Origin of the sequence: Aurantimonas sp. C2-5-R2 (assembly GCF_036549495.1) — a bacterium.
Classification (GTDB): domain Bacteria; phylum Pseudomonadota; class Alphaproteobacteria; order Rhizobiales; family Rhizobiaceae; genus Aurantimonas; species Aurantimonas coralicida_A.
The window spans coordinates 13,621-39,154 of the sequence record NZ_JAZHLJ010000036.1 but is presented as its reverse complement, the minus strand read 5'-3'; the positions used below and the strand labels follow the sequence as shown (position 1 = coordinate 39,154).

The 25,534-nt window shown below is 64.4% G+C and carries 25 protein-coding genes and 5 pseudogenes; 9 read left to right on the top strand and 21 right to left on the bottom strand.

The features are described from left to right. The coding region (locus tag VQ044_RS25715) for a gamma-butyrobetaine hydroxylase-like domain-containing protein (protein ID WP_442880657.1) at window positions 1-137 on the top strand (137 nt) is incomplete at its 5' end. Beyond that, window positions 130-924: a NifU family protein gene (locus tag VQ044_RS15305; RefSeq protein WP_331827715.1), complete on the top strand. Its 795-nt coding sequence runs from the start codon at window positions 130-132 to the stop codon at window positions 922-924. The genes VQ044_RS25715 and VQ044_RS15305, both read left to right, overlap by 8 nt. A 669-nt stretch (window positions 925-1,593) precedes the next feature. Here VQ044_RS15305 and VQ044_RS15300 read toward each other — a convergent pair. After that, window positions 1,594-1,878, bottom strand: a pseudogene (locus VQ044_RS15300) (transposase); the annotation flags it as partial. A gap of 96 nt (window positions 1,879-1,974) precedes the next feature. On the opposite strand from VQ044_RS15300, the pseudogene VQ044_RS15295 reads away from it, so the two are divergent. Then, window positions 1,975-2,426, top strand: a pseudogene (locus VQ044_RS15295) (transposase); the annotation flags it as partial. A gap of 299 nt (window positions 2,427-2,725) precedes the next feature. After that, window positions 2,726-2,887 (top strand): annotated as a pseudogene (locus VQ044_RS15290) (AAA family ATPase); the annotation flags it as partial. A 422-nt stretch (window positions 2,888-3,309) separates the two neighbouring features. On the opposite strand, the gene VQ044_RS15285 reads toward VQ044_RS15290, so the two are convergent. From VQ044_RS15285 to VQ044_RS15245, 9 genes are all read right to left on the bottom strand, one after another. Then, window positions 3,310-3,780 (bottom strand): DUF302 domain-containing protein, encoded by a 471-nt coding sequence (locus tag VQ044_RS15285; RefSeq protein WP_327625857.1) that lies wholly within the window; start codon window positions 3,778-3,780, stop codon window positions 3,310-3,312. Between the two features lie 104 nt (window positions 3,781-3,884). After that, window positions 3,885-4,313: a glycoside hydrolase family 15 protein gene (locus VQ044_RS15280; RefSeq protein WP_327648562.1), complete on the bottom strand. Its 429-nt coding sequence runs from the start codon at window positions 4,311-4,313 to the stop codon at window positions 3,885-3,887. Further along, window positions 4,310-6,259, bottom strand: coding sequence for a glycoside hydrolase family 15 protein (locus VQ044_RS15275; RefSeq protein WP_327625854.1), 1,950 nt, complete (start codon window positions 6,257-6,259; stop codon window positions 4,310-4,312). Before VQ044_RS15275 ends, VQ044_RS15280 begins: the two co-directional genes overlap by 4 nt. Window positions 6,260-6,261: 2 nt before the next feature. After that, complete coding sequence (locus VQ044_RS15270) at window positions 6,262-6,936, bottom strand: haloacid dehalogenase type II (protein WP_327625853.1); 675 nt, start codon at window positions 6,934-6,936, stop codon at window positions 6,262-6,264. Continuing rightward, window positions 6,933-7,802 carry an alpha/beta fold hydrolase gene (locus VQ044_RS15265; protein WP_327648563.1) on the bottom strand — a complete coding sequence of 290 codons (870 nt, stop codon included), beginning with the start codon at window positions 7,800-7,802 and terminating at the stop codon, window positions 6,933-6,935. Before VQ044_RS15265 ends, VQ044_RS15270 begins: the two co-directional genes overlap by 4 nt. A gap of 115 nt (window positions 7,803-7,917) precedes the next feature. After that, complete coding sequence (locus VQ044_RS15260; RefSeq protein ID WP_327648564.1) at window positions 7,918-8,379, bottom strand: DUF6789 family protein; 462 nt, start codon at window positions 8,377-8,379, stop codon at window positions 7,918-7,920. 29 nt (window positions 8,380-8,408) lie between these two features. Further along, window positions 8,409-9,218 (bottom strand): hypothetical protein, encoded by an 810-nt coding sequence (locus VQ044_RS15255; protein ID WP_327648565.1) that lies wholly within the window; start codon window positions 9,216-9,218, stop codon window positions 8,409-8,411. A gap of 17 nt (window positions 9,219-9,235) precedes the next feature. Next, window positions 9,236-9,754 (bottom strand): peroxiredoxin-like family protein, encoded by a 519-nt coding sequence (locus VQ044_RS15250; RefSeq protein WP_327625847.1) that lies wholly within the window; start codon window positions 9,752-9,754, stop codon window positions 9,236-9,238. Next, the gene (locus tag VQ044_RS15245) at window positions 9,751-10,356 is read right to left on the bottom strand and encodes a TetR/AcrR family transcriptional regulator (protein WP_327648566.1); all 606 of its coding nucleotides are present in this window, start codon (window positions 10,354-10,356) and stop codon (window positions 9,751-9,753) included. The genes VQ044_RS15250 and VQ044_RS15245 overlap by 4 nt, the downstream gene beginning before the upstream one ends. 198 nt (window positions 10,357-10,554) lie before the next feature. On the opposite strand from VQ044_RS15245, the gene VQ044_RS15240 reads away from it, so the two are divergent. The 3 genes and pseudogenes from VQ044_RS15240 to VQ044_RS15230 form a co-directional block, all read left to right on the top strand. Next, complete coding sequence (locus VQ044_RS15240) at window positions 10,555-10,689, top strand: hypothetical protein (protein WP_327648567.1); 135 nt, start codon at window positions 10,555-10,557, stop codon at window positions 10,687-10,689. 330 nt (window positions 10,690-11,019) lie between these two features. Beyond that, complete coding sequence (locus tag VQ044_RS15235) at window positions 11,020-11,892, top strand: flavodoxin family protein (protein ID WP_327648568.1); 873 nt, start codon at window positions 11,020-11,022, stop codon at window positions 11,890-11,892. A gap of 342 nt (window positions 11,893-12,234) precedes the next feature. Beyond that, window positions 12,235-12,432: pseudogene (locus tag VQ044_RS15230) on the top strand (trehalase-like domain-containing protein); the annotation flags it as partial. A 127-nt stretch (window positions 12,433-12,559) separates the two neighbouring features. Here the strand turns inward: VQ044_RS15230 and VQ044_RS15225 are convergent. Continuing rightward, a pseudogene (locus VQ044_RS15225) lies at window positions 12,560-12,922 on the bottom strand (Arm DNA-binding domain-containing protein); the annotation flags it as partial. 430 nt (window positions 12,923-13,352) lie between these two features. Beyond that, entirely contained in the window at window positions 13,353-14,909 is a 1,557-nt protein-coding gene (guaA, locus tag VQ044_RS15220) for a glutamine-hydrolyzing GMP synthase (RefSeq protein ID WP_327623786.1), read from the bottom strand. A gap of 165 nt (window positions 14,910-15,074) precedes the next feature. On the opposite strand from guaA, the gene VQ044_RS15215 reads away from it, so the two are divergent. Next, entirely contained in the window at window positions 15,075-15,563 is a 489-nt protein-coding gene (locus VQ044_RS15215) for a YciE/YciF ferroxidase family protein (RefSeq protein WP_327623785.1), read from the top strand. 65 nt (window positions 15,564-15,628) lie between these two features. Here the strand turns inward: VQ044_RS15215 and VQ044_RS15210 are convergent, their stop codons facing one another. The 6 genes from VQ044_RS15210 to VQ044_RS15185 all read right to left on the bottom strand — a co-directional run bounded on the left by VQ044_RS15210 (window position 15,629) and on the right by VQ044_RS15185 (window position 20,558). Continuing rightward, window positions 15,629-16,291: a 5'-methylthioadenosine/S-adenosylhomocysteine nucleosidase gene (locus tag VQ044_RS15210; RefSeq protein WP_327648569.1), complete on the bottom strand. Its 663-nt coding sequence runs from the start codon at window positions 16,289-16,291 to the stop codon at window positions 15,629-15,631. A gap of 46 nt (window positions 16,292-16,337) precedes the next feature. Beyond that, window positions 16,338-16,790 (bottom strand): TspO/MBR family protein, encoded by a 453-nt coding sequence (locus VQ044_RS15205; protein WP_327648570.1) that lies wholly within the window; start codon window positions 16,788-16,790, stop codon window positions 16,338-16,340. After that, window positions 16,787-18,085: an RsmB/NOP family class I SAM-dependent RNA methyltransferase gene (locus tag VQ044_RS15200; protein ID WP_327648571.1), complete on the bottom strand. Its 1,299-nt coding sequence runs from the start codon at window positions 18,083-18,085 to the stop codon at window positions 16,787-16,789. The genes VQ044_RS15205 and VQ044_RS15200 overlap by 4 nt, the downstream gene beginning before the upstream one ends. Window positions 18,086-18,158: 73 nt before the next feature. Next, window positions 18,159-18,566: a type II toxin-antitoxin system VapC family toxin gene (locus VQ044_RS15195; RefSeq protein WP_327623781.1), complete on the bottom strand. Its 408-nt coding sequence runs from the start codon at window positions 18,564-18,566 to the stop codon at window positions 18,159-18,161. Between the two features lie 6 nt (window positions 18,567-18,572). After that, complete coding sequence (locus VQ044_RS15190; RefSeq protein WP_327648572.1) at window positions 18,573-18,854, bottom strand: type II toxin-antitoxin system Phd/YefM family antitoxin; 282 nt, start codon at window positions 18,852-18,854, stop codon at window positions 18,573-18,575. Window positions 18,855-19,007: 153 nt separating this feature from the next. Beyond that, window positions 19,008-20,558, bottom strand: a complete 1,551-nt coding sequence (locus VQ044_RS15185; protein WP_327648573.1) for a catalase — start codon at window positions 20,556-20,558, stop codon at window positions 19,008-19,010. A 104-nt stretch (window positions 20,559-20,662) separates the two neighbouring features. On the opposite strand from VQ044_RS15185, the gene VQ044_RS15180 reads away from it, so the two are divergent. Beyond that, window positions 20,663-21,661, top strand: coding sequence for a hydrogen peroxide-inducible genes activator (locus VQ044_RS15180; protein ID WP_327648574.1), 999 nt, complete (start codon window positions 20,663-20,665; stop codon window positions 21,659-21,661). Here the strand turns inward: VQ044_RS15180 and guaB are convergent. The 3 genes from guaB to VQ044_RS15165 form a co-directional block, all read right to left on the bottom strand. Beyond that, window positions 21,621-23,126, bottom strand: a complete 1,506-nt coding sequence (guaB, locus tag VQ044_RS15175; RefSeq protein WP_327648575.1) for an IMP dehydrogenase — start codon at window positions 23,124-23,126, stop codon at window positions 21,621-21,623. The two genes, VQ044_RS15180 and guaB, sit on opposite strands and share 41 nt — an antisense overlap. Before the next feature lie 171 nt (window positions 23,127-23,297). Continuing rightward, a complete protein-coding gene (locus VQ044_RS15170) occupies window positions 23,298-24,032 on the bottom strand; it encodes an RlmE family RNA methyltransferase (RefSeq protein ID WP_327648576.1) in 735 nt (244 codons plus the stop codon). Beyond that, window positions 24,029-25,429 carry a Ppx/GppA phosphatase family protein gene (locus VQ044_RS15165; RefSeq protein WP_442872941.1) on the bottom strand — a complete coding sequence of 467 codons (1,401 nt, stop codon included), beginning with the start codon at window positions 25,427-25,429 and terminating at the stop codon, window positions 24,029-24,031. Before VQ044_RS15165 ends, VQ044_RS15170 begins: the two co-directional genes overlap by 4 nt. Window positions 25,430-25,534 lie beyond the last annotated feature (105 nt).

The following is a 25,534-nucleotide window of genomic DNA, read 5'->3' as shown; positions in this document are numbered from 1 at the left end:
TCGACGTTGTACCGGCGCGGATATGGAGCGTCGGCAATTATGCACTCGGCATCGCTTTCAGCGACGGGCACAATTCCGGCATCTACACCTTTACCGCGCTGCGTGAGATAGAAAGTGTCGAGACCGAAGATGTTTGACGTCGCCGTCCTTCGCCGCATCCGGGCACAGGCCTCGCCGCGCGACCCGACCGTGATGCGCTTCATTCTCGATGTGCCGGTCGAGGCCGGGCGGTCGGCTGGCTTCGATGGGCCGATGGACGAGGCCCCCCTGGCGCGTGCGCTGTTCGCACTCGCGGGCGTGACGAAAGTGCAGGTGAATGGTGAGACGATCCTGGTGACGCGGGCGCCCGGCAGCGAGTGGCAGGCGCTCAAGGCCCCTATCGCGGCAGCGATTCGCCAGGTTCTCGATGATACCGATCGGCCGCTCGGCGACGCACCGGCGACTCCGATGACCGAGGATAGTGACGCGGCGCTTCTGGCCGCAGTAACGCATCTGCTCGATACGAAGGCAAACCCGTCGATCGCCCGACATGGCGGCTATATCAGCGCTGAACGCGTGGGAAACGACACGGTCTATCTGCGAATGTCCGGTGGCTGCCAAGGCTGCGCGGCCTCGTCAGTGACGCTCAGGAAGGGGGTCGAGACCATACTGCGCGCGGCCCTCCCCGTGATCCGCGAGATCGTCGACGTGACTGACCATGCTGGAGGTCAGAACCCTTTCTACCGCGATGTGCCGGGGCAAAGCCCGGTCTTCGCGCGCCCCGTCCCGCGTGGCGTCATCGGATGGGATGGTGGTCAAGTGACGATTGACCCGGACTACCTCGCGCCACGCCTCGGGATGAAGCCGGACGCATTGCAAGCCGGATTGACGTGCGGCGACATCGTCATAACGACGGAGAGTGGCCCGGCAACCTCGCATNATTGACCCGAACTACCTCGCGCCACGCCTCGGGCTGAAGCCGGACGCATTGCGGGCAGGATTGGCTTGCAGCGACATCGTCATAACGACAGAGGGCCGCCCCGCACCCTCGCATGAAGAAGGGATGCGGGTGATCGTGCGCAGTGCCGAGCGCACTTGGGCGGCGGAAGTCATGGCTGACGGAACTGCGCGAGAGCTTCCGCCCCCGCGGGCGGCGGCGGCGCCTGGCGGACGCACACCGGCCACGCTTGCTCAAAGTGTCCGCCGTCACTTGCACACTCTGCCGGCGGACAAACTTCCGATCACCTACGGCGCGCTCGCCTGGGGACTGGCGCTGTATGCGCCGGGCTCCATCCGCAAGATCACCCGCGCGCTCGAGACGACGATGCGCGAAGACGCAGAAGCTGGCCGTCCGTTTATCGCTGCGCGCGTCGTCGGCCGCGGACTTGGACAGGTCCCCGGGCGCGGGTTCTTCGACCTTGCCCGCGCGTTGGGTCGCGGTCCGGAGCCGGGCGAAACCGAGCGGGAATTCCACGATCGGCAGATGAATGAGCGCCGCTCGTCAAGCTGACGAAACGGCGCGGGCGAGATAACGAGACCTCGAATCGTTCGCTCGTCAAAGTGGTTGCGTCCGTCAAGCTGGTGTAAATTTGAAGGCGGCCATTCCGGTGGTCGTCATGCGGCGGCAGGTTGAAGTTTGAGGATGGGGTCGACGGCGATGGTATCGATCTGAGCCATAGCCTCGAGTTGCATGTATCGGTGCTGGGTCTGCCATTCGTCGTTTTGTTCGAGGAGGACGGCGCCTATCAGCCGGGTGATGGACTCCTCGTTCGGAAAGATTCCGACGACGTCGGCGCGGCGTTTCACCTCATTGTTCAGGCGCTCCAGTGGATTCGTTGAGTGTAACTTCGTGCGGTGCTGCACTGGGAAGGTCATGTAGGCGAGGACGTCTGGCTCGCTGGCAGAGGCGTTAGAGGTGGCTCGGGAAATCTGGACATCGGGCGTAGGGGGATTTTCGGCCTAAACGCAGCATGATTGTCGTGAACAGGAACGGAAATGACGAGACGAGTTCGGCGGAACCACAGCCCGGCTTTCAAGGCGAAGGTGGCTTTGACCGCAATCAAGGGCGAGAAGACGCTGGCCGATCTGGCGCAGCAGTTCGACGTCCACCCCCATCAGATCACGCAATGGCGTAGCCAGCTTCTTGAGGGAGCCGCTGGCGTCTTCGGTTCCGAGGCAAAGTCGGGAGCCGCAGCGCCCGCGATCGATGTGAAGACGCTGCATGCGAAGATCGGAGAGTTGGCGCTGGAGAACGATTTTTTGTCCGGCGCGCTCGGCAAGGCCGGCCTTCTGAGCGCAAAGCGATGATCGATCGCAGGCATGATCTGCCGTTGGCGCGGCAAGCCAAGGTGCTCGGGATCAGCCGGGGCAGCGTCTATTACCTGCGCCACGCGGTTAGCGCCGCTGACCTGGCGTTGATGCATCGGATCGACGCGTTGCATCTGGACACTGCCGACGGAAGGCTCGATGCCGGTTTCGGCGAGATGGTCTGCTCCCCGGAACGTGGTCCTCCCTGACGTATGGTTTTTGAACCATTGGAGGACGAGAGAATACCGCAGAAGAAGCACAAGCCCGAAGAGATCGTCGCGAAGCTCCGCCAGGTTGATGTCCTGGTTTCGCAAGGCCGATCGGTCGTCGAGGCCGTCCACGCGCTCGTGAATTCGCGGTCCACGATCAGCGAGCCGCAGTCCGTCCTGCTGCATTAGACGTTTGGCGTCCGCCGCTTGATCGAACCGCGGCACGGCTTGGTGTCGTCGGCCTGGCGCGTGACACGCTCCACCGCGAAGCGCCGGAGCTGGCGCGCGATGTCGATCATGTCGTCATCGACGGACCGCCACGCGTCGCCAGTCTGATGCGCTCGGTGCTGCTCGCCGCCGACCTCGTGCTGATCCCAGTGCAGCCATCGCCGAACTCTCCTCGCCCAGCCAGATCGGCGTGCCGAGGATCGGTATGTCTCCGGCGGCCACCTTCGTCCCGATGCCGTGCCATGCGTCCTCAGGCCAGCCGCGCTTGGTCGTGTCGGGCTGCAGGCCGAAGGCAACGGGCATGCCCGCGGGCCGGATCGTCTCGACTGACACTCCCGCGCGCCGCATGATCTCGGCGTGCACCGACAGGAGCAGGTCGGTGTGGCTCGCCTCGCCCGCACGCTTCAGCGTGCAATTGAGGATCACCGCGGAGAGCCCGGAGAAATCCGTCTCGTTGCCGGCGCAGAGCGCCTCCTGCCGTTCGTTGAGCACCATGTGCTTTCCCCCTACGTGGCTGGAGATGCCCGACGCGCGCCGACATCTTCCGGCCCGCGTATGTCCTGAAATGCGTTCGCGTGGCCGCGTCCTACTCGGCCGTCGCCCGCTCGGCGATCGCGGCGAACCGCTGGTCGAGCTCGCCCGCGATCTCGGCCAGCGCCTCGCCGCCCTCGTCTTCATACGGCGCGAAGACGTGGCTCGGCTCCTTCCAGCTCAGCGTCGCGGTACCGTCCTCGTTCTCGGTGACGTAGAATCGTACCGGCGCCTCGATCATCGCCGCGGTGCTGAGTTCGAGGATGCGCACGGCGAAGTCGTTGTTGAAGACGCCGACCACCCGGTTCCCGGGAATTTCAACGCCGCGCTCCCGCGCCGCCGCCGTCGGCCCCGCCTGGGTGACGACGCCCATGCCCTCCTCCGGGGCCGCCGCGAGGAGCCGCTCCAGAAGCTCGGCATGTGAAAGCTCGGTCTCGATCACCTGCCAGCCGTCGCGTGGCGCGATCTGCGCCGTCGCCGTCGCGAGTCCGAATGCCATCATTCCCGCCGCTGCAATCATCCGCATCGTCCTGTCTCCCTTTTTTTCCGTCTTTCTGAAGTATAGCGCGGCAGGTCAGTCGCGCCCGCCCGGCACCCACTTGCGCACACGGCCCGCCACCTTCGACGCCATCAGCGCCGACCATTCGAGCGGACACGCCTTGGCGATCTCGAGAATCGCCTTGAGATACTCCGCATGGCTGAAGAGGAGCGGCGTTTGCCGAGGAACGCCTCGGCACGGTCGGGCTCGCCCGCCACGAGCCAGAAGGTGCAGGGCAGGAACGCACCCTCGGCATCGCCGAGCGGCGACGAGATCTGCTCAGGGTCGAACCGGAACACCAGCCCGCCCCGCGTCAGCCGCGCCTCGATCCGGGCGACGGTGGCGGCGAAGCGCGGATCGTTGGGCGGCAGGAAGCCGAGCCTCCCCAACAGCAGCGCCGAGGCGTCGAGCCCATCGGCATCGTAGTGCTGACGGAACGCCTGCATCCGCTCGTGCAGCGACGTCGTCGGCGCGGCGACCAGCGCCCTGGTCGGCGCATAGTTCAGCAGGTGGAACGTCATGGCCGATCGCCGGACATTCGCAGCACCGATTGCTGCGAAGAACGAAGCCGGATCTTTCGGTTCCGGACCAGGGCGTAGGCAAGGCCTTTCCAACCCTCGGTAGAGCCGACCAGACGCCGCGCACGATCCGCGTTCGTGCCGCGCAGCGCCTCGCGGCCGCCGCGCTCGTAGAGCGCTAGAAGCTGGGCGCTCGAGATCAGAGACAGGTGGGTGAAAGCCTGCGGGAAGTTGCCGAGGAACGCGCCGCTCTCCGGGTCAATTTCCTCTGCATAAAGGCCAACATCATTGGCGTGGCCGAGCAGCCTTTCGAAAAGGGCGCGCGCCTCGTCGCCGCGGCCCACTATGAGCAGCGCCTCGACGAACCAGAAGCTTGTGATCATGAAGGCTCCCTCGCCGCCCGACAGGCCGTCGTCGCCGCGATACCGGTAGACGAAGTCGCCCTCCTTCAGGTCGGCCTCGATTTTGCGGACGGTCTCCTCGATGAGCGCGTCGTCAAGCGGCATCCCGAGAAGCGGCACTTGCAGCAGCGACGCATCCGTGCCTTCCGCGCCGAACGATTGCGCGAGGTATCGGGGATTGCCCGCACAGCCCTCGTCCTGGACCGCGCGCAGGATCGCATCGCGGTTTTCGCGCCAGACGGGGCGATCGCCGAACAGCCGCGCTGCCCGGTCGAGCGTCACCCACGCCATGATCTTTCCCTGCGTGAAATGCCGGGACCCTCCGCGCATCTCCCAGAGCCCCTGGTCCGGTTCCTGCCATATCCGGCACACATGGTCGGCGACGCTGATGAAAAGCGCCGCCTCGTCGGCGCCGATGCGCTCACCGAGGCAAACGCGCAACTCCGCCCAGTCGAGCACCTCGCCGAAGACGTCGAGCTGGCGTTGTGCGGCGGCGCCGTTGCCGACTCTTACGGGCCCGCTCCGATGATAACCCGAGAGGTGGTCGAGCGTCCGCTCAAGCAGGAACGGCGAGCCGTCGATGCCGTACATGATCCGCATCACCGAGCCCTCGCGCAGGCATTGGCGGGTCAGAAACTCCGTGAAGCGCCGACCTTCGCCGCTGTAGCCGAGCACCGACAGTGCAAAGAGCGCGTAGGTCGCGTCGCGCATCCAGCAGAACCGATAGTCCCAGTTGCGCCCGCCACCGATTTCCTCGGGAAGCGAGGTGGTGGGCGCCGCGACAAGCGCGCCGGTCGGGGCATAAGTCAAAAGCTTGAGCGCGAGTGCGCTTCGCCCGACAGCATCCTCGTACGGCCCCCGGTAGCGCGAGTATTCTGTCCATTCGGTCCAGTAGGACTTGGTCGTTTCGAAGAGCGCGTCGGTCTGGTCCCGCGGGTCACTCAGCGCCTCCATCCCAGTCAGGACCAAGCTCTGCCGATCTCCTTCGCGGAGGTCGAACTCGGTGACTGCAGCTCCCAACTCAAGCCGGAGTTTCCCGTTGCACCACAGCTTCATGCCGCCGTCGCAGCAGACACCGTCCGTCTCGATCCTGATGTCCGGCGGCTTGACCGAAAAACCTGCGGCGCGCGGTGCGAAGCGCGACGTGACGCGGACAGTTCCGGCCACGCACTCAAGGCGGCGCACGAGCCAGCCGGGTGCATTGAGCGTGACGTAATCGTGGACACCGGCGCTCCGTGATCTCCCAACCGGCATGAAATCGATCACATCGAGTGTCCCTGATTCCGACTCGAAGCGCGTGCGCAGGATGTTGGTCCGAGGAAGGTACTTTCGCGACGTGCGGGCGGTGCCCTCGACGCAAATCTCCCAAGCGCCGCCGCCGTTTTCGTCGAGGAGACGAAAGAACACCGGATCGGCGTCGAACCGCAGCAAGGTGCACCAGTCGATGCTGCCCTGCGCTGAGACAAGCGCCGCTCCGTGGCAGTCGCCGATCAGAGCATAGTCCCGGATCGGCGGCTGGAGGGGGGCGGAATACGGGACCGGCTCCATCGCTATTGTGCCTCGATCAGACCAGCGACCACCTCTACCAGCGTGACGCCCCGGACATCGGGCGCCTCCATCGCCGCGGGAAAGGCCGCCCCGTCTCGCGCGACATATCCGGCAATCAACCCGCTGCGTCGCGCGCCCTGGATATCCCAAGGATGGGCGGCGACCAGCGCCAGCCGGTGCGGCTCAACCCCGAGCCTCTCGGCGCAATGGCGATAGACCTCGCGATGCGGCTTCCAGTGGCCGATTTCGTCGATGGAGATCACCTGTCGGACGAGATGACGCAGGCCCGCCCGCTCCAGCAAGGCCGACGTCACCTTCGCGCTGCCGTTCGTCAGTGTCGCGACTTCGATCCCAGAATCTCGCAGCGCCGACATGGCCGGCGCCACGTCGTCGTGTGCGTCGAGTTCAGCGAAACCGTCAAGGACATGGTCGACCGCCTGAGGGTCGGCTCTGCCCAGTTCCTTCTCGAGCAGGACGGACAGGTTGGCTGAAGCGATTTCGCGGAACGGCTTGTACCCGCCCGTGATCTCCAGGGCGAACGCGTCGCGCAGAAATGACGCGAACCAGGTCTCCAGTTGATGACCGCCGAGCCCTGCCGTCAGCAGCCGAGGTCTGAGCGATTCCAGCGAGAACAGCGTCTCGACCACATCGAAGGCGACCGCCTTGGGGCGGTTCATCGCGTCTTTCCTTCCGATCCGGCCGCCAACCGCGGGCCGGCGATTTCCGCCGTCTGGCTCTCGCGCAGAAGAAGATTGATTTCCTCGGCGATAATTTCCGGATGGTCCTCGGGTGTGAAATGCTTGCCGCCTTCGATCCGCCGCAGCGGCGCCTTCAGATCCCGCGCGAAACGCTCGCCATATTCCAGCTTCTGAAACTGGTCCGCCTCGCCCCACACCACCCGAGCTGGCACGCCAAGGCGTGTCAAATCATCGGCGACTGCGAGCGTATCGCGGACGTCCAGCGCTTCTATCTGTCGGACAAACGCGCGTCCGCCGCCGTGCTGCGCATAGTGAGGCCAGTGTGCGGCGATCGCCTCGTCAGCCGCGCCACCGTCGTCGTGTCCCCGGCGGATGAAGGTAGATACAACCTGGTGAAAGACCAAGTTCGGAAGGCGTCGGACAACCGGTGCGGCCGCTCGCATCATCTTGACACTCGGGATCGGCCAGGAGTCGTAGCCGATCGCGTTGGTCAGAAGGAGCCCGGCGCACATCCAAGGATGTCGGGTCACCGCGATCTGGGCGACGCCACCGCCCAGGTCGTGTCCGGCGAAGACCGCCTTCTCAATGCCGAGGTGACGGAGCCACTCGATCAGATAGTCGGCCTGCCGCGCGACCGAGATATCTCTGTTCCGTCCCTCGGGAATAGAGGTGCCGTACCCCACCATTTCCCAGGCCAGGCACTTCGCGCCTTCGATCCGCGGTATCACATGTCGCCAGAGCGCGGGAGAGGTTGGAATGCCGTGAAGAAGAACGAGCGGCATGCCGTCGCCATGCTCCTCCCAACGCATGGTGACGCCGTTCAGCGTTGTCGTTTTGCTCTGCATGAGCGCCTCCTGTTCTGTTTCTCAATCGGAGCCTTCGCTCTCGTAGGGCGGCATAGGGCAGACCGGCACCGGCAATTCGCACCGCCCGTGTATCCGAATGCGGCTGGCGCCTGCATCAACTGGCATGCGCCGAGTGCACTGTTCGGCTTTCCAGCCTTCCGAAAACGGCCCCGAGAACGAGCCCGTAGATGACGTGCAGCACCAGCGTCGCGATCGGCGCCATGATCCCCAAGGCCATGCCGAAGAAACCAGCGCCAGCCATCGGCATCGCCACAATCATCATCAGGAGCCAGGCCGCGACAGAGAACGAGGCCCCCCTCGCCAGATAGCTTGATCCCGGCCACATTGGTGCTGTCGCAGCGAAGATCAGCCCCCACAGGATCGAACCGATAAAGAGGTGCATGATCCAGCCAATCACTGGGCTTGCCGGCAGGCCACCGTAGTTTGTCCCCATCTCCGTCAGCATCTGGATGACGTTCAGCTGCGGCATCAAGCCCATGGCGCTCTTCATCAGCATGATCGCCGAGAGCACGATCGTTGCGACGAACCCCGCAATCACTCCGTTCGCATATCTCATCTGGTTGCTCCCTTTTTCATGATGGCAGCTCACAGCCGACGATTGGTGGATCTGAAAACAATGGTGGCGAGCACCGCAACTCCGACCCCGAGCGTGGCGGCCGCCGCCGCAGTCCGCCATGCGGGCGGCAGCGGACGGTAGAGGTCTGCGAGCCACGCCATGACGCCCATTGGCGGAGCCGCCCGCCAGAGGTCGCTCTGGGCGCGCGGGCCGGCCCGCCGCGTCATCTCGCGCATGGTTCCGACGCCGCGAGCCATCGGCACGAGCCGGCGCGTGCTTTCCTCCTCGGGCGGTCGCTCGCCCTTGGCGACAGCTTCCAACGCCCGCGCGAGACCCCGCTGGTCCCCGGCCCATAGCGAGCGGAAGACGATGGTCCCGGACCAATCCGTCAGATACGCAGCGTTCGGCTTCTCATCGAGCCGACGATGGACCGAACCGTCCGGACCATCGACCGCAACCGTCCAGGGGAGCTGATCGCGGCTTTTCAGCGCGCGGGCTGCCGCCCGCTTCTCCTCACCCACACCCGCCTGGTCATGATGCTCTCCTGGATGCGCTTCCCGCACATAGAGCGTGATGAATTCGATGATGCTGCCAAACTTCGCATGGAACTCCTTGAGGATCGGATCGGAGCTCGCCGTCATCGGGCAGGTGAACGAGCCGGTGACCAGGAGAATCGGGCGTCCTGCCAGATCGCTCGTCTTCAACTGTCCGCCGCCTGCAGTCGGCAGGTCGAACTCCGGCAGGCGTTCACCGGGCTTGGGTGCGCCTTCTCCGAACTGCATGTCCTCGGACAGGATCTCCGACGAGACGTGCTCATAGGCATATCGTTTGGTGGTCAAATGGGGCCTCTACGGTCTCAGGCGGCGGCGCCGCGGATCGGATAGTTCTTGTCCTGGATGAACTTGAGCCCGTTCAGGACACCCTGAAGATCAGGACGCGCGAAGGGCGCGTTCGAGATGTCGATGATCTGCAGAAGCCCGTCAGGGTTGGTGACGAAGAGCCCCGGCTCCGCGAAGGGCCGATCCGTCTCCTGCGCCGAGCGTGGTTCGGAAATGTAAAGCCCGAGCTGGCGCATCTGCTCCTGGGACAGTTCGCAGGCCACCGGAAACCGCCAGCCCTCCTCGGCGGCTTCTTCTTTGGCGCGCTCGCGCGGATCGCCGGAAATGGCGATGACGTCCGCACCGGCGTCCCGAAAGTCATCGAGCAGGCTGTTTAGTGCCGCGAGATACTTCCGGCACAGCGGGCAGTGCTGGCCGCGATAGACGACGGCCACCTGCCAGCGTCCCTTGCCGCCAAGCTGGATCTGTTCGCCGGTCGTTGTGACAAGGCTCATCGGGGGTGTCGGATGTCCGGGTTTGGTCATGTATTCGTTCAATGTGGGTCTCCTTCGGCTTTTGACGTCGAGGCGCCCGCAGGATGCGAGCCGTCGCTGGTGCGGAGCAGCGCGAGCAGGGGGCGGACGGCGCCCTCCATGGTTTCGCGGTCCGGGCGGGTTCGTGCGAGGACCCGAAGTCCGAACATGAGTGTGCTGAAGGACCGCGCAGCATCCGCAGGCGCGACGGACAGGTCCGCTTCGCCAGCCCGTTGCGCGGCCTCGAAGTTGCGCCGGAAAAACGCCTCCACCTCACCCAGGTAGCGGGCGACGATTGCGGCGATCTCCGGATCGTGCGGACCGAGTTCGATCGCGGTATTGATGACGAGGCACCCCATGCGATCCGGATCGCCGAGCGCCGCCTCGATCAGGCGCGCGACAAACGCCCGGATGCGGTCCGCGGGAGAGGAAAGGCGCTCGAGCTCTCGCAGGCACTCGCCGGTCCGGCTCTCGGAATAGTGTTCCAAGGCAGTTCGGAACAGCGCCCGTTTGCCCCCGAACGCGTTGTAGAGGCTCGTCATGCCAAGCCCGGTCGCGGCCTCCAGATCGCGGACCGAAGTGGCCTCGAAGCCCCGCGCCCAGAACTGTCGAACGACCAGGTCCATCGCGGCGGTTTCATCGAATGATCGCGGGCGCCCCACTGCGCTTCTCCTCGTTTTGCAGCACACGTTACAAAACGCCTTACAGGCACCGAGGTTCCTTCCGGCAGGCGGCGTTGTGCAGCGACTGCAACAAAACTGCGTCTCATGTGTTTCGTTCCCACGGCACGACCCGAGCCGATCGACGAGGAGAAGGACGTCACAATGAGATCACCGATATTCGGCAGCGCATCGAGCCTGGTGGTGAGCGCCGCGGTCGCGCAGGATTTCGGCGGGCGAGAAGACCGAGGCTGCGCCGGCCAACTCGCGCAGAAGCAGAATATGCAGGGCAATATATGATGCAGCATGAGCAGATGATGGGAGGTAATGGGGCTGATTGCCATTCTGGTGATCGCTTTCCTCGTCACCGGCATCATCTATTTCGTCCGCGGATCACGTCGGTGACGCACTCCCCGTTCCATAGAGGAAGAGCCATGATTTTGACCGACTCCATCATCGATTGAGGCAATGCGGAAACACAGCCGCGGCGGCGAGAAGAGCCCTCGATATATCTGACGAGGACATTTGGGCGCCCTCCTCGACCTGTAGCCGAATACCCTTTTGGAGCGCGAAGCGGTCGGACAGAAGTCCAGCGCGCAATATCCTGCAATTCAATGAAAAGAGGACCCAATGGACCTGAGCGAAAAGCAAGCCGGCCTGTGCGACGAAAACAAGACCGACTTTTCCGATCTGCGCGCCGTGTTCTTCAACTGCACGCTGAAGCATCCCGACCAGGCGTCCCACACCTCACTGTTGATGGGCAGCTCGGCCGAAATCATGCGCAAGAGCGGTGTCGCCGTGGAAGATATCCGCATGACGGCCCACAAGGTCGCCTTCGGCGTGCAACCCGACATGCGCGAGCATGGCTGGGACCACGACGACTGGCCCGACCTGTGGCGCAAGGTGGAGACGGCGGACATCCTCGTGATCGGCACGCCAATCTGGCTGGGCGAGCAATCCTCGGTCTGCCGGCTCCTGATCGAGCGTCTCTACGCCATGTCCGGGATGCTGAACGACCGCGGGCAGTCGATCTTCTACGGCAAGACCAGCGGCGTCGTGGTCACCGGCAACGAGGACGGGATCAAGCATGTGGCGATGAACGTGCTCTATTCCCTGTCGCATCTGGGCTATGTGATCCCGCCGCAGGCCGATTGCGGATGGATCGGCGAGGCAGGGCCCGGACCGAGCTATGGCGACGATGGCGCGGGGTTCGACAACGAGTTCACGCAGCGCAACACCACGATCATGACCTGGAACCTGCTGCACATGGCGCGGATGCTGAAGGATGCCGGGGGTTACCTAGCCACGGCAACGACCGTAGGGCCTGGTCGGCCGGCTGCCGCTTCGACTTCGAGAACCCCGAGCACCGGAGCTGAGGCCGAAGGCGATCCTGCCTATGGCAGGGCGGGAAGTCCGCACACTCCCCAAGCAGTCCCCACTGGAAGTTCTGGCAACAAAAGGCGCAATGAAATCAATCGACAGTTGTTGGAGAAGGTTGGATGATAGACCCGTCCTCTCTGCCACTTGCCCCTTCACACATCCAAGTAGGGTGATTTCCTGATCGCCGCTGTAGACCGGCTGGTGACAGGACAAGGTGTGGCCGACTTTCCGGCGGCGGAAGGAAATTCCTCTTATCCTGATGCCGGTTCAGAGGCCGTTTCGAAACCCTGCCAAGACCAGCCTCCATGGTTCACCCGGGACGCCCAAACCCGCGGAAATCGGGTATCATGTCATTGCGGAGCGACCATCCGAGGGGCCTTTGAACCCGCCGCAGTGAGTTTCGAAACGGACTCTCAGCCATCCGATTTAGTGCGGGCAGATCGAGAAGAATGAAGGAGGTCCAGGATGACCTGTCAGTCGATCGAGAACTACGCGATGATCGGCGACATGGGCACTGTGGCGCGGGTCGCACTCGACGGCTTGATCGACTGGTTGTGCATGCCGCACTTCGATTCGCCGAGCGTGTTCGCGCGCATCCTCGACGAGGACAAAGGCGGCCATTTCAGCATCGCCGCCGCCGATAACGGTGGGACCTGCAAGCAGCTCTATTGGCCCGCAATCCGCCCGGGTTTCTATCCTGTAGCGTATTTTACCACGATAACTTCATCCATCGATTGCGCAATGTCGATGAATGGCCTCGAGGTCCGGTCGAGCTGCCTTCGGTGGTTTCTGCCCGCGTGCTGTCGGCCATCGGCGCATTCACGAGCCACTTTTCGCCGAATTCCCCGAAGCTCTTGGCTTCCTTCAACCGGCGCTTCTCACGCTGCTTCTCGATCGCTGGGGACCGCCCTCCGCTGACGGCATGCCTAGCATCGATGCAGAGTTCACGAGCTCGGGCTAGCGAAATACCGTCGCGCCCATACTTCCCTAGATACACCGTCTCGCGGCGCCCGTTCAGGCGATAATCGAGACGAAACGAGATGGCCCCAGAAGGCATGACGCGCACATACATGCCGTCCCGATCCGAAACCTTGTACATCTTGTTTCGCGGTCTTAGAGGCCGTTTCGAAACCCTGCCAAGACCAGCCTCCATGGTTCACCCGGGACGCCCAAACCCGCGGAAATCGGGTATCATGTCATTGCGGAGCGACCATCCGAGGGGCCTTTGAACCCGCCGCAGTGAGTTTCGAAACGGACTCTCAGCGCCTTGATGGCAGCATCCGTCAGCATTTCCGCCTCACCCCTGAAAAGTACCGTCACGCGGTTTTCGACGGGTCTTGACGGAAAACATAAGGTTATTTCAGATGCTTATATCGAAAAAAGTACCGTCAAGGACCACTTCTGCCCTGACGGTACTTCGGAATTTGGAGCTGATCAATATGGGCGAGGCCCGTCACACGGACCGTCAACTCCGATCGCTGCACACCGATAGCCATCAATAGGCTATGATATATTATTATATATTTATCAATGCGTTATAGCGTATCTTGGCGTGGCTTCGGATATCGCCGGATGGGCAAAAATCATTCCCATTCGATGGTGCCGGGCGGCTTCGAGGTCACGTCGTAGACGACCCGGTTGATGCCGCGCACCTCGTTGATGATGCGGGTCGCGGCGTTGCCGAGGAATTCCATGTCGAATGGGTAGAAGTCGGCGGTCATGCCGTCGACGGAGGTCACCGCCCTGAGCGCGCAGACGAATTCGTAGGTGCGCCCGTCGCCCATGACACCGACGGTCTGCACCGGCAGGAGCACCGCGAAGGCCTGCCAGATCGCGTCGTAGAGCCCGGCCTTGCGGATTTCGTCGAGATAGATCGCGTCCGCCTGGCGGAGGATTTCGAGCTTGTCGCGGGTGATTCCGCCCGGACAGCGGATGGCAAGGCCCGGCCCCGGAAACGGCTGCCGACCGACGAAACTTTCCGGCAGGCCGAGTTCGCGGCCGAGCACACGAACCTCGTCCTTGAACAATTCGCGCAACGGCTCGACAAGCTGCATGTTCATGCGCTCGGGCAGCCCGCCGACATTGTGGTGCGACTTGATCGTCACCGACGGCCCGCCGGTGAAGGACACCGACTCGATGACGTCGGGATAGAGCGTGCCCTGCGCCAGGAAATCGGCACCGCCGAGCTTCTTGGCTTCGGCCTCGAAGGTCTCGATGAACAGCCGGCCGATGGTCTTGCGCTTGACCTCCGGATCCATCTCGCCTTCCAGCGCGTCGATGAACAGATCCTGTGCCTGCACATGGACGAGCGGGATATTGTAGTGGTCGCGGAACATCGCGACGACTTCCTCCGCCTCGTTCATCCGTAAAAGGCCATGATCGACGAAGATGCAGGTGAGCTGTTCGCCGACCGCCTCGTGGATCAGAACCGCCGCGACGGAGGAATCAACACCGCCCGAGAGCCCGCAGATCACCCGGCCCGTGCCGACCTTCTTGCGAATCTCGTCGATCGCCTGGTCCTTGAAGGCCGCCATCGTCCAGTCGCCGGCAAGCCCGGCAATACGGTGGACGAAATTCGACAAAAGCCGCGCTCCGTCGGGGGTGTGGACGACCTCGGGGTGGAACTGCACACCGTAGAACCGCCTTTTCTCGTCGGCGATCGCGGCAAACGGCGCACCCGGCGAATGGCCGATAACCTCGAAGCCTTCCGGAAGTTCGGTCACCCGGTCGCCATGGCTCATCCAGACCTGGTGGCGGGTGCCCTCGGCCCAAATGCCATCGAACAGCGGCGAAGCCTTGCGAACCTCGATGAAGGCGCGGCCGAACTCGCGATGCAAACCGCCTTCGATATTGCCACCGAGCTGGGAACACATGGTCTGCTGGCCATAACAGATGCCCAGAACCGGGATACCGGCCTCGAACAGCGCGGACGGCACATCGGGCGCGTTCGCCTCGGTGACCGAGGCGGGCGAGCCCGACAGGATGACGGCCTTCGGCTTCAGCCGCGCGAAACCCTCGGCGGCGGACTGGAAGGGGACGATCTCAGAATAGACCCCCGCCTCGCGGATACGCCGGGCGATCAGCTGGGTAACCTGGGAGCCGAAATCGATGATGAGGATTGTGTCGGGGTGCGCTGTCATGGCGAGGCTTTAGGCAAGCAAGCCACCAATGTCCAGCATGTGCCAGGTCGCCGCCGCAGCCATCGCTAGCCGGCTTCGCAATCTCCCGCCGATGGCGCGGAACGTGCATCCGGCAACGCCGTTCACCGGCATCGGCAATCATGCCGCGCCACCGGAGTCGAAGATATGAGCGTCAAATCGCTGGACGATCTCTTTATCCATACGCTGAAAGACATCTATTACGCCGAGAAGCAGATCGTAAAATCGCTTCCGAAGATGTCGAAGAAAGCCACATCCGCGGAACTGAAGGCCGCCTTCGATGCCCATCTGGAGGAAACGAAGGACCATGTGACGCGCCTCGAAAGCGTTTTCGAGGGGTTGGGCAAAAAGGCCTCGGCGGAGAAATGCGACGCAATCGAGGGCATCCTCGAGGAGGCAAAAGGGCTCATGGACGAGGTCGAGGATAGCGAGACCCTCGACGCTGCGATGCTGGCGGCAGCGCAGGCGGTCGAGCATTATGAAATCGCTCGCTATGGCACCTTGATCGCCTGGGCCGAGACGCTCGGGCACAAGGACGCCGCCAAGACGCTGAAGGAAACCCTTGCGCAGGAAAAGGCGGCGGACGAGAAGCTGACCAAGATCGGCAGTGGAAAGGTCAACAAGAAGGCCGCGTAATCGCGAACCGCTCCGATGCACGAACGGGCCCCGCCCGCCAGCAGGGCCCGTTCGTCCCACCTTGCCTATTCGGCAAGGAGACCGCCAGCCAGCGCCGCGTCCAGTCGATCGACCGCGTCCGCCAGCTTCTGGTCGATGACATGAAGCAGCGTCGTCCAGTCGTCGTAGTGATGCAGCTCCGCCGCGCCGTCGGAAATGCCCCGCAGCCCAAGCATCGGCACCGCGAAACGCTGGCAGGCGCGCAAAACGGCGAAGGTCTCCATGTCGACCATGTCGGCGTCGATCGCCTCATAGCGCGGGCCGGAGACGATGTCGGACCCGGTCGAAAGCCTGGCCGCCGCGATGTCCGGTATCGGCGTCGGCAGCAATGTGTGGAGCGGATGGTCGAGGAACGGCGTCACGCCCTTCGCGAAGCCGAGCGGCGAGGCGTCGATATCGCGCCATGCGACCGAGGCGACCTGATAGACCTCCCCCTGCTCCAGCGTCCGCGACCCGGCCGAGCCCAGCGAGACGACGAGGTCCGGCGGGTGGCCGGCCGCCCTCAGCGCGTTCAGGGCGACGCCGGTGCCCAGCGCCGCCTCGATCGGGCCGACGCCGGTCATCAGCGGCCGGATGCGGCGCCGCAATGCCGGTCCATATTCGGCCGCGGCGGCCATGACGAACAGCACCTTGCGGCCGGCCAGCTCGTCGGTGGTAAGATCGCTTTGAGAGGGATCGAAATCGGTCATCACAGAGGGGGCCGCCGACGAGGAGCGCGATCGGCAGCCAACTCGCTCAGTTCAACCACCAGATCGCGCCGTTGAGAAGCAGCGCATAGGTGACCCAGGCGCCATACGGCACGAACAAGAGCGCCGCGGGGCGGTCATGGCGCCAGGTGAGCGCGATGAAACCGACGATCGTGCCGAGCAGCGCCATCATGACGAGGAGCGCGGCGCCGGTCCAATGCAGGACGAAGAACACCGGCGACCAGAGGAAATTCAGCCCGATCTGCAGCCACCACATGCGCGAGGCCTGTAGCTCGCCGGCGTGCCAGACGCGCCAGCCGGCGATGCCGATCAGGATGTAGAGGATCGTCCAGGCCGGCGCGAACACCCAGCTGGGCGGGTTGAACCAGGCCTTGTTCAAGCCGGCATACCAGTCGCCCGGGGCGGTGGCGATGCCGACCGCCGAGCCGCCTCCGACGGTGAGAACCAGGAACAGGGCCAGGACGAGATAGGGATGCCTCATGCCCGCTCCAGCATGGCGAAGAAGAAACCATCGGTGCCACTGGTTCTCGGCGTCAGCGTCAAGGCCGTTCCGCCGCCGAGCGGCTTGGCCAGATACGCCTTCGGAGCTTCGGGAAGAGCCGTGTCCCATGCGGCCGTCGCGTCGGCCACTTTGAACGTATCGCCCTGGCGATCCAGAAAGGCCGCGACGCGCGCCTCGTTCTCCGGCGGAAGCAGCGAACAGGTGATGTAAACGAGATGACCGCCCGGTTTGACGAAGCGCGCCGCCTGATCGAATACCGCATCCTGCTCGGCCATCCGCTTGTCCAGCTGCCGATCCGACAACCGCCACTTGGCGTCGGGACGGCGCCGCCAGGTGCCGGTTCCCGTGCAGGGCGCGTCGACCAGAACCAGATCCATCTTGCCGACGAGCTCAGCAAGATCATCGCGCGGCGCATGGATCTGGACGTTGCGGGCTTCCGCGCGCTTCAGCCGGTCATGGATCGGCGCGAGCCGCTGGCGGTCTGAGTCATAGGCATGAATCTGACCGGTGTTTTCCATATTCGCGGCCAGGGCCAGCGATTTGCCGCCGGCTCCGGCACAAAAGTCCAGCACCTGCTGGCCCGGCCGCGCGCCGGCAAGCAGCGACACGATTTGCGAGCCTTCGTCCTGGATTTCGAACCAGCCCTTCTGGAAGGCCGCCTCGACCTGGACGTTGGGATGACGGCCGGCGCCCTCGATCGGCGCTATCCGCAGGCCATGCGGACTGAGCGGTGACGGTTCGGCGGCAAAGGGCGCCAATGCCTTTACCAGCTTTTCACGATCGACCTTCAGCGTGTTGACCCGCATGTCGAGCGGCGGGCGCGCGCTGAGGGCGGCGGCCTCGTCGGTCCAGCCCTCCCCGAACGCCGCCTCGAAATGGGCCGCCAGCCAATCCGGCACATCGGCGCGCACGGCGCCGGGCGCGGTCGACAGGTCACGGGTACGAAACGCCGCGAGATCGTCGGCGGAGGGCATGTCGGGCGCGAAACGGTCACCGTCGAGCTTCGTCGCCAACTCTTTCACGTCCATATCAAGACCATCGAGCACGGCGGCAAACACCAGCGCCCGGACGGAATCGTCCTCCATCCGCCAGCCGAGCGAACGCTTCCTGCGCAGCACGTCGTAGACGATGTTGCCGATGGCGGCGCGGTCGCCCGAACCGGCAAAGCGATGGGACAGGCCCCAGTCCTTCAGGGCGTCGGCGACGGGCCGATGGCGCGCCGCGATGTCCTCCAGAATTTCGATCGCCGCGGCGATCCGACCACCTAAACGCATGGCGAACTCCTATGGTCGGTGCGCAAATCGATGCGGGCAGGGTTCGGCAAGACGGTGGGATTGGTCAAAGGGCTCAGACTTCATAGGGATTGAACAGCTTTGCGCCGGTTGGCGCGAAGTGGCGAATGTTGCGCGTGACGATTATCAGATCGTGTTCCAGCGCCGTCGCGGCAATCAACAGATCTGCGGCGTGCGAATGCGAGTGGATCGACAATTGGCCCCAGATGCGCGCGATAGGATAGGTCACCGGCAGCGTCCGATCGACAAATTCCTCGCTGAGGCCTGCAAACCAGATCGAGAGACGATCCGCACGATTGCGATTTCGGCGGCGAAGCGACGCGATGCCGCGCTCCAGTTCGCCGAAGGTCATAACGCTGAGAAATTGCTTACTGTCAGCGTTCCTTGCCAGCCAAGCCAGCACGGCGTCGTGTGGTGGCGTTTTCGCCAGTTCCGACACCACCATTGTGTCCAGCAGATACATCGGGCGCTAGTCGAACTCAACGTCGCGTGGAACGAGCATCGCGCGATCGTTCTCGTCAATGAGTTCCTCGCCAGGCCCAAGAACTTTGGGGGCCGAGAGCAGATGCCTCACAAAGGCGCGATTGCGCTCGATCTCCTGATCCTTCATCGCATCGAAATCCTTCGCTGAGACCACGACAACCGCCGACTCACCGCGTCGTGTCACGCGTTGAGGCCGCCCATTCAGGGCCGCCTCCACCACCGCCGAGAATTTGTTCTTGGCGTCCTGCAAACTCCACTGATTGCCCATGCCGCGCCTCGTGATGCCCTGCCGACTAAGCTAGACAGTAGGCTAGCCAGATAAATTCCGCAATGGTGCGACCGTGGGTTGGCGCGACCAAAGAGCGAAGGCCGGGATCGCTCCCGGCCTTCGATGATTGTCTGTGCGAGACGATGCCTCGCTTTATTCGGCGGCCTGCGGATGGCCACTGGCCGCGCCGCCGCCGGTGATCTGCGGGGTGTTCTCCGAGATCGGCGCGGCGTTCGGCTTGTAGCCGCCCTCGGCCTTGATCTTGTCCCAGGCGCGCCGAACACCGGCTTCGTAATCCGGATGCACCTTCTGGAACTCGGCCAACTGGCGCTCGCAGATGATTTCGGGAACGTCCGCCCAGGTGCCGGCGATGTTGTTGAACAGCCGTTCCTTCTCGTCGGCCTCGAGCACCTTCACGAAGAGCTCGCGCACCTGGCTGTAATCGTCGTGCCCGTTGCGGTGGTCATAGCGCGCCGCGTCGCCCGAGATGCGCAGCGGCGGCTCCTGGGCTGAGCGGTCCTCCACCGCGCCGCCGAAGGAGTTTGGCTCGTAATAGGCGTTCTCGTTGCCGGTGCGGACACCGCCATAGACGTTCATGGTGCCGTCCTTGTGGTAGTTGTGCACTTCCACCTTCGGACGGTTGACCGGGATCGACTCGTAATGGGTGCCGAGCCGGTAACGGTGCGCGTCGGCGTAGGAGAAGATGCGGGCCTGCAGCATCTTGTCCGGCGAGAAGCTGATCCCGGGCACGACGTTCGACGGCGAGAAGGCGGCGTTCTCGATCTCGGCGAAATAATTGTTGGCGTTGCGGTTCAGCTCGAAAGTGCCGACGTCGATCGGCGGGTAGTCCGCGTGCGGCCACACCTTGGTGAGGTCGAACGGATTGTACGGGGTCTTTTCCGCGTCCATTTCCGGCATGATCTGGATCTGCATCTTCCAGCGCGGGAAGTTGCCTTCCTCGATCGCGTTGAACAGCTGCTCCTGGTAGCTCTCGCGGGTCTTGCCCACGACCTGCTCGGCTTCGGCGTTGGTGTAGTGCTCGTGGCCCTGCTCGGTCTTGAAGTGGAACTTGACCCAGAAGCGCTCGCCGGCATCGTTCCACAGCGAGAAGGTGTGGCTGCCATAGCCGTTCATGTGCATCGGGGAGACCGGCAGGCCGCGATCCGACATCAGGATCGTCACCTGGTGCAGGCTCTCCGGCGACAGCGACCAGAAGTCCCACATGGCGGTCGGCGAGCGCATGTTGGTCTTCGGGTGACGCTTCTGCGTGTGGATGAAGTCCGGGAACTTGTAGGGATCGCGGACGAAGAACACCGGCGTGTTGTTGCCGACCAGATCCCAGTTGCCGTCCTCGGTGTAGAATTTCATCGAGAAGCCGCGCACGTCGCGCTCGGCGTCTGCGGCGCCGAGTTCGCCGGCGACGGTCGAGAAGCGGATCAGCATCGGGGTCTCGCTCCCCGGCTGCAGAGCCTTGGCTTTGGTGTATCGGGAGATGTCGCCGGTGATCTTCAGCGTGCCGTGGGCGCCCCAGCCCTTGGCATGGACGGCGCGCTCGGGAATGCGCTCGCGATTCTGGTGTGCCAGCTTCTCGATCAGCTGGTAGTCCTGCATCAGCAGCGGTCCGCGCTCGCCGGCCGACAGCGAATCCTGGTTGTTCGGCCACGGCGCGCCGGCGCTCGTCCTCAGTGTCTTGCGATCAGCCATGACGGCCTCCCTTTTCATTGGAAAATCTCGACCTGATAATAGGCATTCTCTCGATAATCTCCAATCGTATTTGCAGTGGAGTGCAATCGGATTATCCTATCGGCATGATCACCATCCGGCAGCTCCGATATTTTCATGCACTCAGCGAGACCCTGCATTTCGGCCGGGCGGCGAAGCAGCTCAATATCAGCCAGCCGGCGCTATCGGCGCAGATCGCCCAAATGGAGGCCTTCTTCGGCGGGCCGCTGTTCAATCGCGCGGCCAGCGGCGTCTCGCTGACCAGCGACGGCACGCTGGTTCGCGAACGCGCCGCGCGCATTCTGGCGGAGGTCGGCGAACTGGAAAGCCTCGCCACCCTTGGCGACCGGTTGCTCAGCCGACGGCTTCGGCTCGGCATCATCGCTTCGGTCGCGCCCTATCTTCTGCCCGCCGTTCTCCGCGAACTAGGCTGCGCCTATCCCACACTGGAATGCGAGATTCGCGAGAGCGTCACGGACCGGCTGCTTGCCGACCTTACGGCGGGACGGATCGATTGCGCCCTCGTCGCCCTGCCGATCGAGGACCCGGGCATCGAGACGATCGCGCTTTTCGACGACCCGTTCCATCTCGCGCTTCCCGCGGCCGAAGCCGGCCGGCTGCCGGTTCCCGTACCAATCGCGGCGCTCAGGCAGGAACGCTTGATCCTATTGGAGGAAGGGCACTGCCTGAGGGCTCAGGCGCTGGAAATCTGTCGCATCGCCGATGCCGGGGAAATGGCGGGGCTCGCCGCGACCAGTCTGGCGACGATTCTGCGCATGGTGTCCGGCGGTCTGGGCGCGACGCTGATCCCACAGATGGCGATCGCCGACGAAACCCGGCACGGCGGCATCGCGGTCCTGCCCTTCCAGGCGCCGACGCCGTTCCGGACAATCGCCCTCGCCTTCCGTCCGTCGACGGCGCGGCGGCGCGATTTCGACGCGCTGGCGGACCTGATTCGCCTAACCGGGTCGGCGGTTCCGACCGACGCTTCCGTATCGGACAGACATGACGATCGGAAAAAGAGCAGGAAATCTCGCGTTGCCGTTACAGGCCAACACCGGGATAGTTCGGGCTCTCGCGGGTAATCGTCACGTCGTGGGCGTGGCTTTCGCGGAAGCCGGCGCTCGAAATCCGCACGAACTGCGCCTCGCGCCGGAAGGTCTCCAGATCGCGGGCGCCGACATAGCCCATCGCCGCGCGCAGGCCGCCGGCGAGCTGATGCAAGACGGCCGAGACCTGCCCCTTGTAGGCGACCTGGCCCTCGATGCCCTCCGGCACGAGTTTCAACGTGTCCTGCACCTCGGCCTGGAAATAGCGATCGGCCGAGCCACGCGCCATCGCGCTGACCGAACCCATGCCGCGATAGGCTTTGTAGGAGCGGCCCTGATGCAAATAGATCTCGCCTGGGCTCTCGTCGGTCCCGGCAAGCAACGATCCGACCATGGCTGCCGCCGCGCCGGCGGCCAGCGCCTTGGCGAGGTCGCCGGAGAATTTGATGCCGCCGTCGGCGATCACCGGGACGCCCGCCTTGTCCGCCTCTTCCGCCGCGCCCATGATCGCCGAGAGCTGCGGCATGCCGACCCCCGCGACGATCCGGGTGGTGCAGATCGAGCCCGGTCCGATGCCGATCTTGACGCCGTCGGCGCCGGCGTCGATCAGCGCCTTGGTGCCGTCCGGCGTAGCGACGTTGCCGGCGAGGATCTGGACCTCGTTGGAGAGCCGCTTCACCCGCGCCACCGCATCCAGAACCCGCTGCGAATGGCCATGGGCGGTGTCGATGACCAGAAGGTCGATCCCGGCATCGATCAGCCGCTCGGCCCGCTCGAAGCCATCGTCGCCGACGCTGGTCGCGGCCGCCGCCAGCAGGCGCCCCTGCGCGTCCTTCGACGCATTTGGGTTGAGCTGCGACTTCTCGATATCCTTGACCGTGATCAGGCCGATGCAATGGTTGTCGCCATCGACGACGACGAGCTTCTCGATCCGGTGATGGTGGAGAAGCCGCTTGGCTTCGTCCTGGTCCACCGTCTCGCGGACGGTGATCAGCCTGTCCTTGGTCATCAATTCGTGGATCGGCTGGCGGTCGTCGGAGGCAAATCGCACGTCGCGATTGGTGAGAATGCCGACCAGTCGGCCTTGGGTCTGGCCGCCGGAGCCGCCGTTCTCGACCACGGGAATGCCGGAAATACGGTGCTGTTCCATCAGGGCGCGCGCATCACCGAGCGTGGCGTCCGGGCCGATCGTCACCGGATTGATCACCATGCCGCTCTCGAACTTCTTGACCTGGCGGACCGCCTCGGCCTGTTCGGTCGGGGTCAAATTGCGATGGATCACACCGATGCCGCCGGCCTGCGCCATGGCGATCGCCAGACGGGCTTCGGTCACCGTGTCCATGGCAGCCGACAGGATGGGGATGTTCAGCTTCAACGTCCGGGTGATCGACGTACGAAGGTCGACTTGCCCCGGCATCACCTCCGAATGGCCCGGCTGCAGCAGGACGTCGTCGAAGGTGAGAGCGGTCGAGCCGGTTGCGGTATCGATGATGCGGGCCATGCCAGTCCTCGTGGGTGATGCGTCCGCCGGAAAGCGAGTCGGGCGGGAAAAGGATTGGCAAGGGCTGCTAGCACGGTGTCGTGACGTTTGGAAGTCAGGGTGGCTATACCGAACAGATCGCCCGATCGGGGACGCACCCGTCACGGCGATCGGCGGCGTTTCGCGGGGGGCTCAGTCGAGCGGCATCCGTCCCTCGCCCTCGCCATCTTCCCCATCGGGACGTTTGCGCCGACCCTTGAAGCTCTTGGCCAGCAGATAGAGCTCGACCGAGCCCTCGCGCGAGGCCGGCGGCTTGACGTGATGGACGCTGACGAAATTCTGCTTGAGCAGGTTGAGAAGATCGCGCTCGGTTCCGCCCTGGAAGGTCTTGGCGAGAAAATGTCCGCCCGGCTTGAGCGTGCGAAGGGCGAAATCCGTCGCCACTTCGCACAGATGCATGGTGCGCAAATGGTCGGTCTGGCGGTGGCCGGTGGTGGGCGCAGCCAGATCGGACAAGACGATGTCGGGATCGCCGCCCAGCGTTTCGAGCAGGCGCGCTGGCGCCGTATCGTCGAGAAAGTCCAGTTCGAGGATCGTCGCACCGGGAACCGGTTCGACCACCAGATAGTCGATGCCGACAACGCGGATGTCGTCGCCGCTCGATCCGGTGCGTTCGACCGCAACCTGGCACCAGCCGCCCGGCGCCGCGCCAAGGTCGACGATTCTCAGCCCCGGCTTCAGCAGCTTGTAGCGGTCGTCCATCTCGATCAGCTTGTAGGCCGCCCGCGAGCGGTAGCCGTCGGCCTTCGCCCGGCGGACATACGGGTCGTTGAGCTGGCGCTCGAGCCAGCGGCGCGAGGACGCCTTCACCCCGCGCTTTTTCTTGACCTTGACGGTCAAGCTCCGGTCGTCGCCGCGTCCGCTCATCCGCGCGTCTTTCTCATCGGTTCGTTTCGCCGCCAAACGCCGTCGGCGACCATCATCTCGGTCAACAGCCCTTCCCTAAGGCCGCGATCGGCCACCCGCAACTTCGGGGCCGGCCAGACCCGGCGAATCGCCTGCAGGATGGCGCAGCCGGCCAGCACCAGATCGGCACGATCGCTGCCGATACAAGGATTGGCGACCCGTTCGTCGAAGCTCCATCCGGCGATCCTGGCGACCAGTTCGTCGGCTTCGTCGTCGGTCAGCCACAGGCCATCGACCTGACGCCGGTCGTAGCGTTCGAGATTGAGATGCACCCCGGCGAGCGTGGTGACCGTTCCCGACGTGCCGAGCAGATGGAATTGGTCACTGCCGACGATCGAACCGAGCCGGTCGCGCTCGGGAAAGCGATGGATCATCTCCACCGTTTCGACCACCATCCGCTCGAACAGTTCCGGAGTGATGTCGCGGCCGCCGTGACGTTCGGCAAGCGTCACCACACCGACCGGCAGCGACGTCCAGGCGACGATACGGCTTGCCAGGCGGCGGGTGTAGGCGCCGCGAAGATCGAGCAGCGCGATCTCCGACGAGCCGCCGCCGATATCGAACAGAACGGCGCCCTTGGCCGAGCGATCGATCAGCGAACCGCAACCGGAGACCGCCAGCCGTGCCTCGGTCTCGCGGGTGACTATCTCAAGCTCAAGTCCGGTATGCCGCGCCACCTGCTCGATGAACTCGGCGCCGTTCGCCGCCGAGCGGCAGGCTTCCGTGGCGATCAACCGCATGTTGCCGACATCGCGCGCGGCCAGTTTCTGGGCGCAGATGCCCAAGGCGGCGATTGCCCGGTCCATCGCACCGCGCGACAGACTGCCGGTGCGGCTGAGGCCTTCGCCGAGCCGCACGATGCGCGAGAATGCGTCGATGACCCGGAATTGACCCGGGCGCGTCGGGATCGCGATGAGAAGACGGCAATTGTTGGTGCCGAGATCGAGGGCGGCATAGGCGGGCGGCCGATGCGCGGCGGGCGCTGGACGCGCGACACGGACGGGCGCAAGGGCCGGCACGGATTTCCCGGCCGAATGCCGGTTCGCATTCGCCTCGGCGCGCGCGAGTGCCGCCGGGGCAGCATCGCGCTTAGCCCCGACCGGCGCGGATGCCCCGGCATCCGGCTTCGCGGCGCGACTCCTCGGGCGGCGCCGGCGGGGTTTTCGCGTCCCACGCGGCTCCGCCGGGCCAGCCGGCCGGTCGTCGTCTTTCGCCGTCTTGGCCGCGGCGTCGGGGAGCGCCGCGTTCTTGGCCACCGCCTTGCGTCGCCGCCGGCGCTGCCGCTTGGTCAGGGACTGCCCGCCCTCGCCCGCCCCATCATGCAGGGGCTGCGGCGATGCCGGGCCGGGTTGGTAAATCCCGTTCAGATCCGACGACGGATGGTTTCTCCCACCGATATCATGGTCACTCACACGGTCTCTCCGGCGCCGCCATCCTGCCGGACGTCATGACGCCTTTATTGG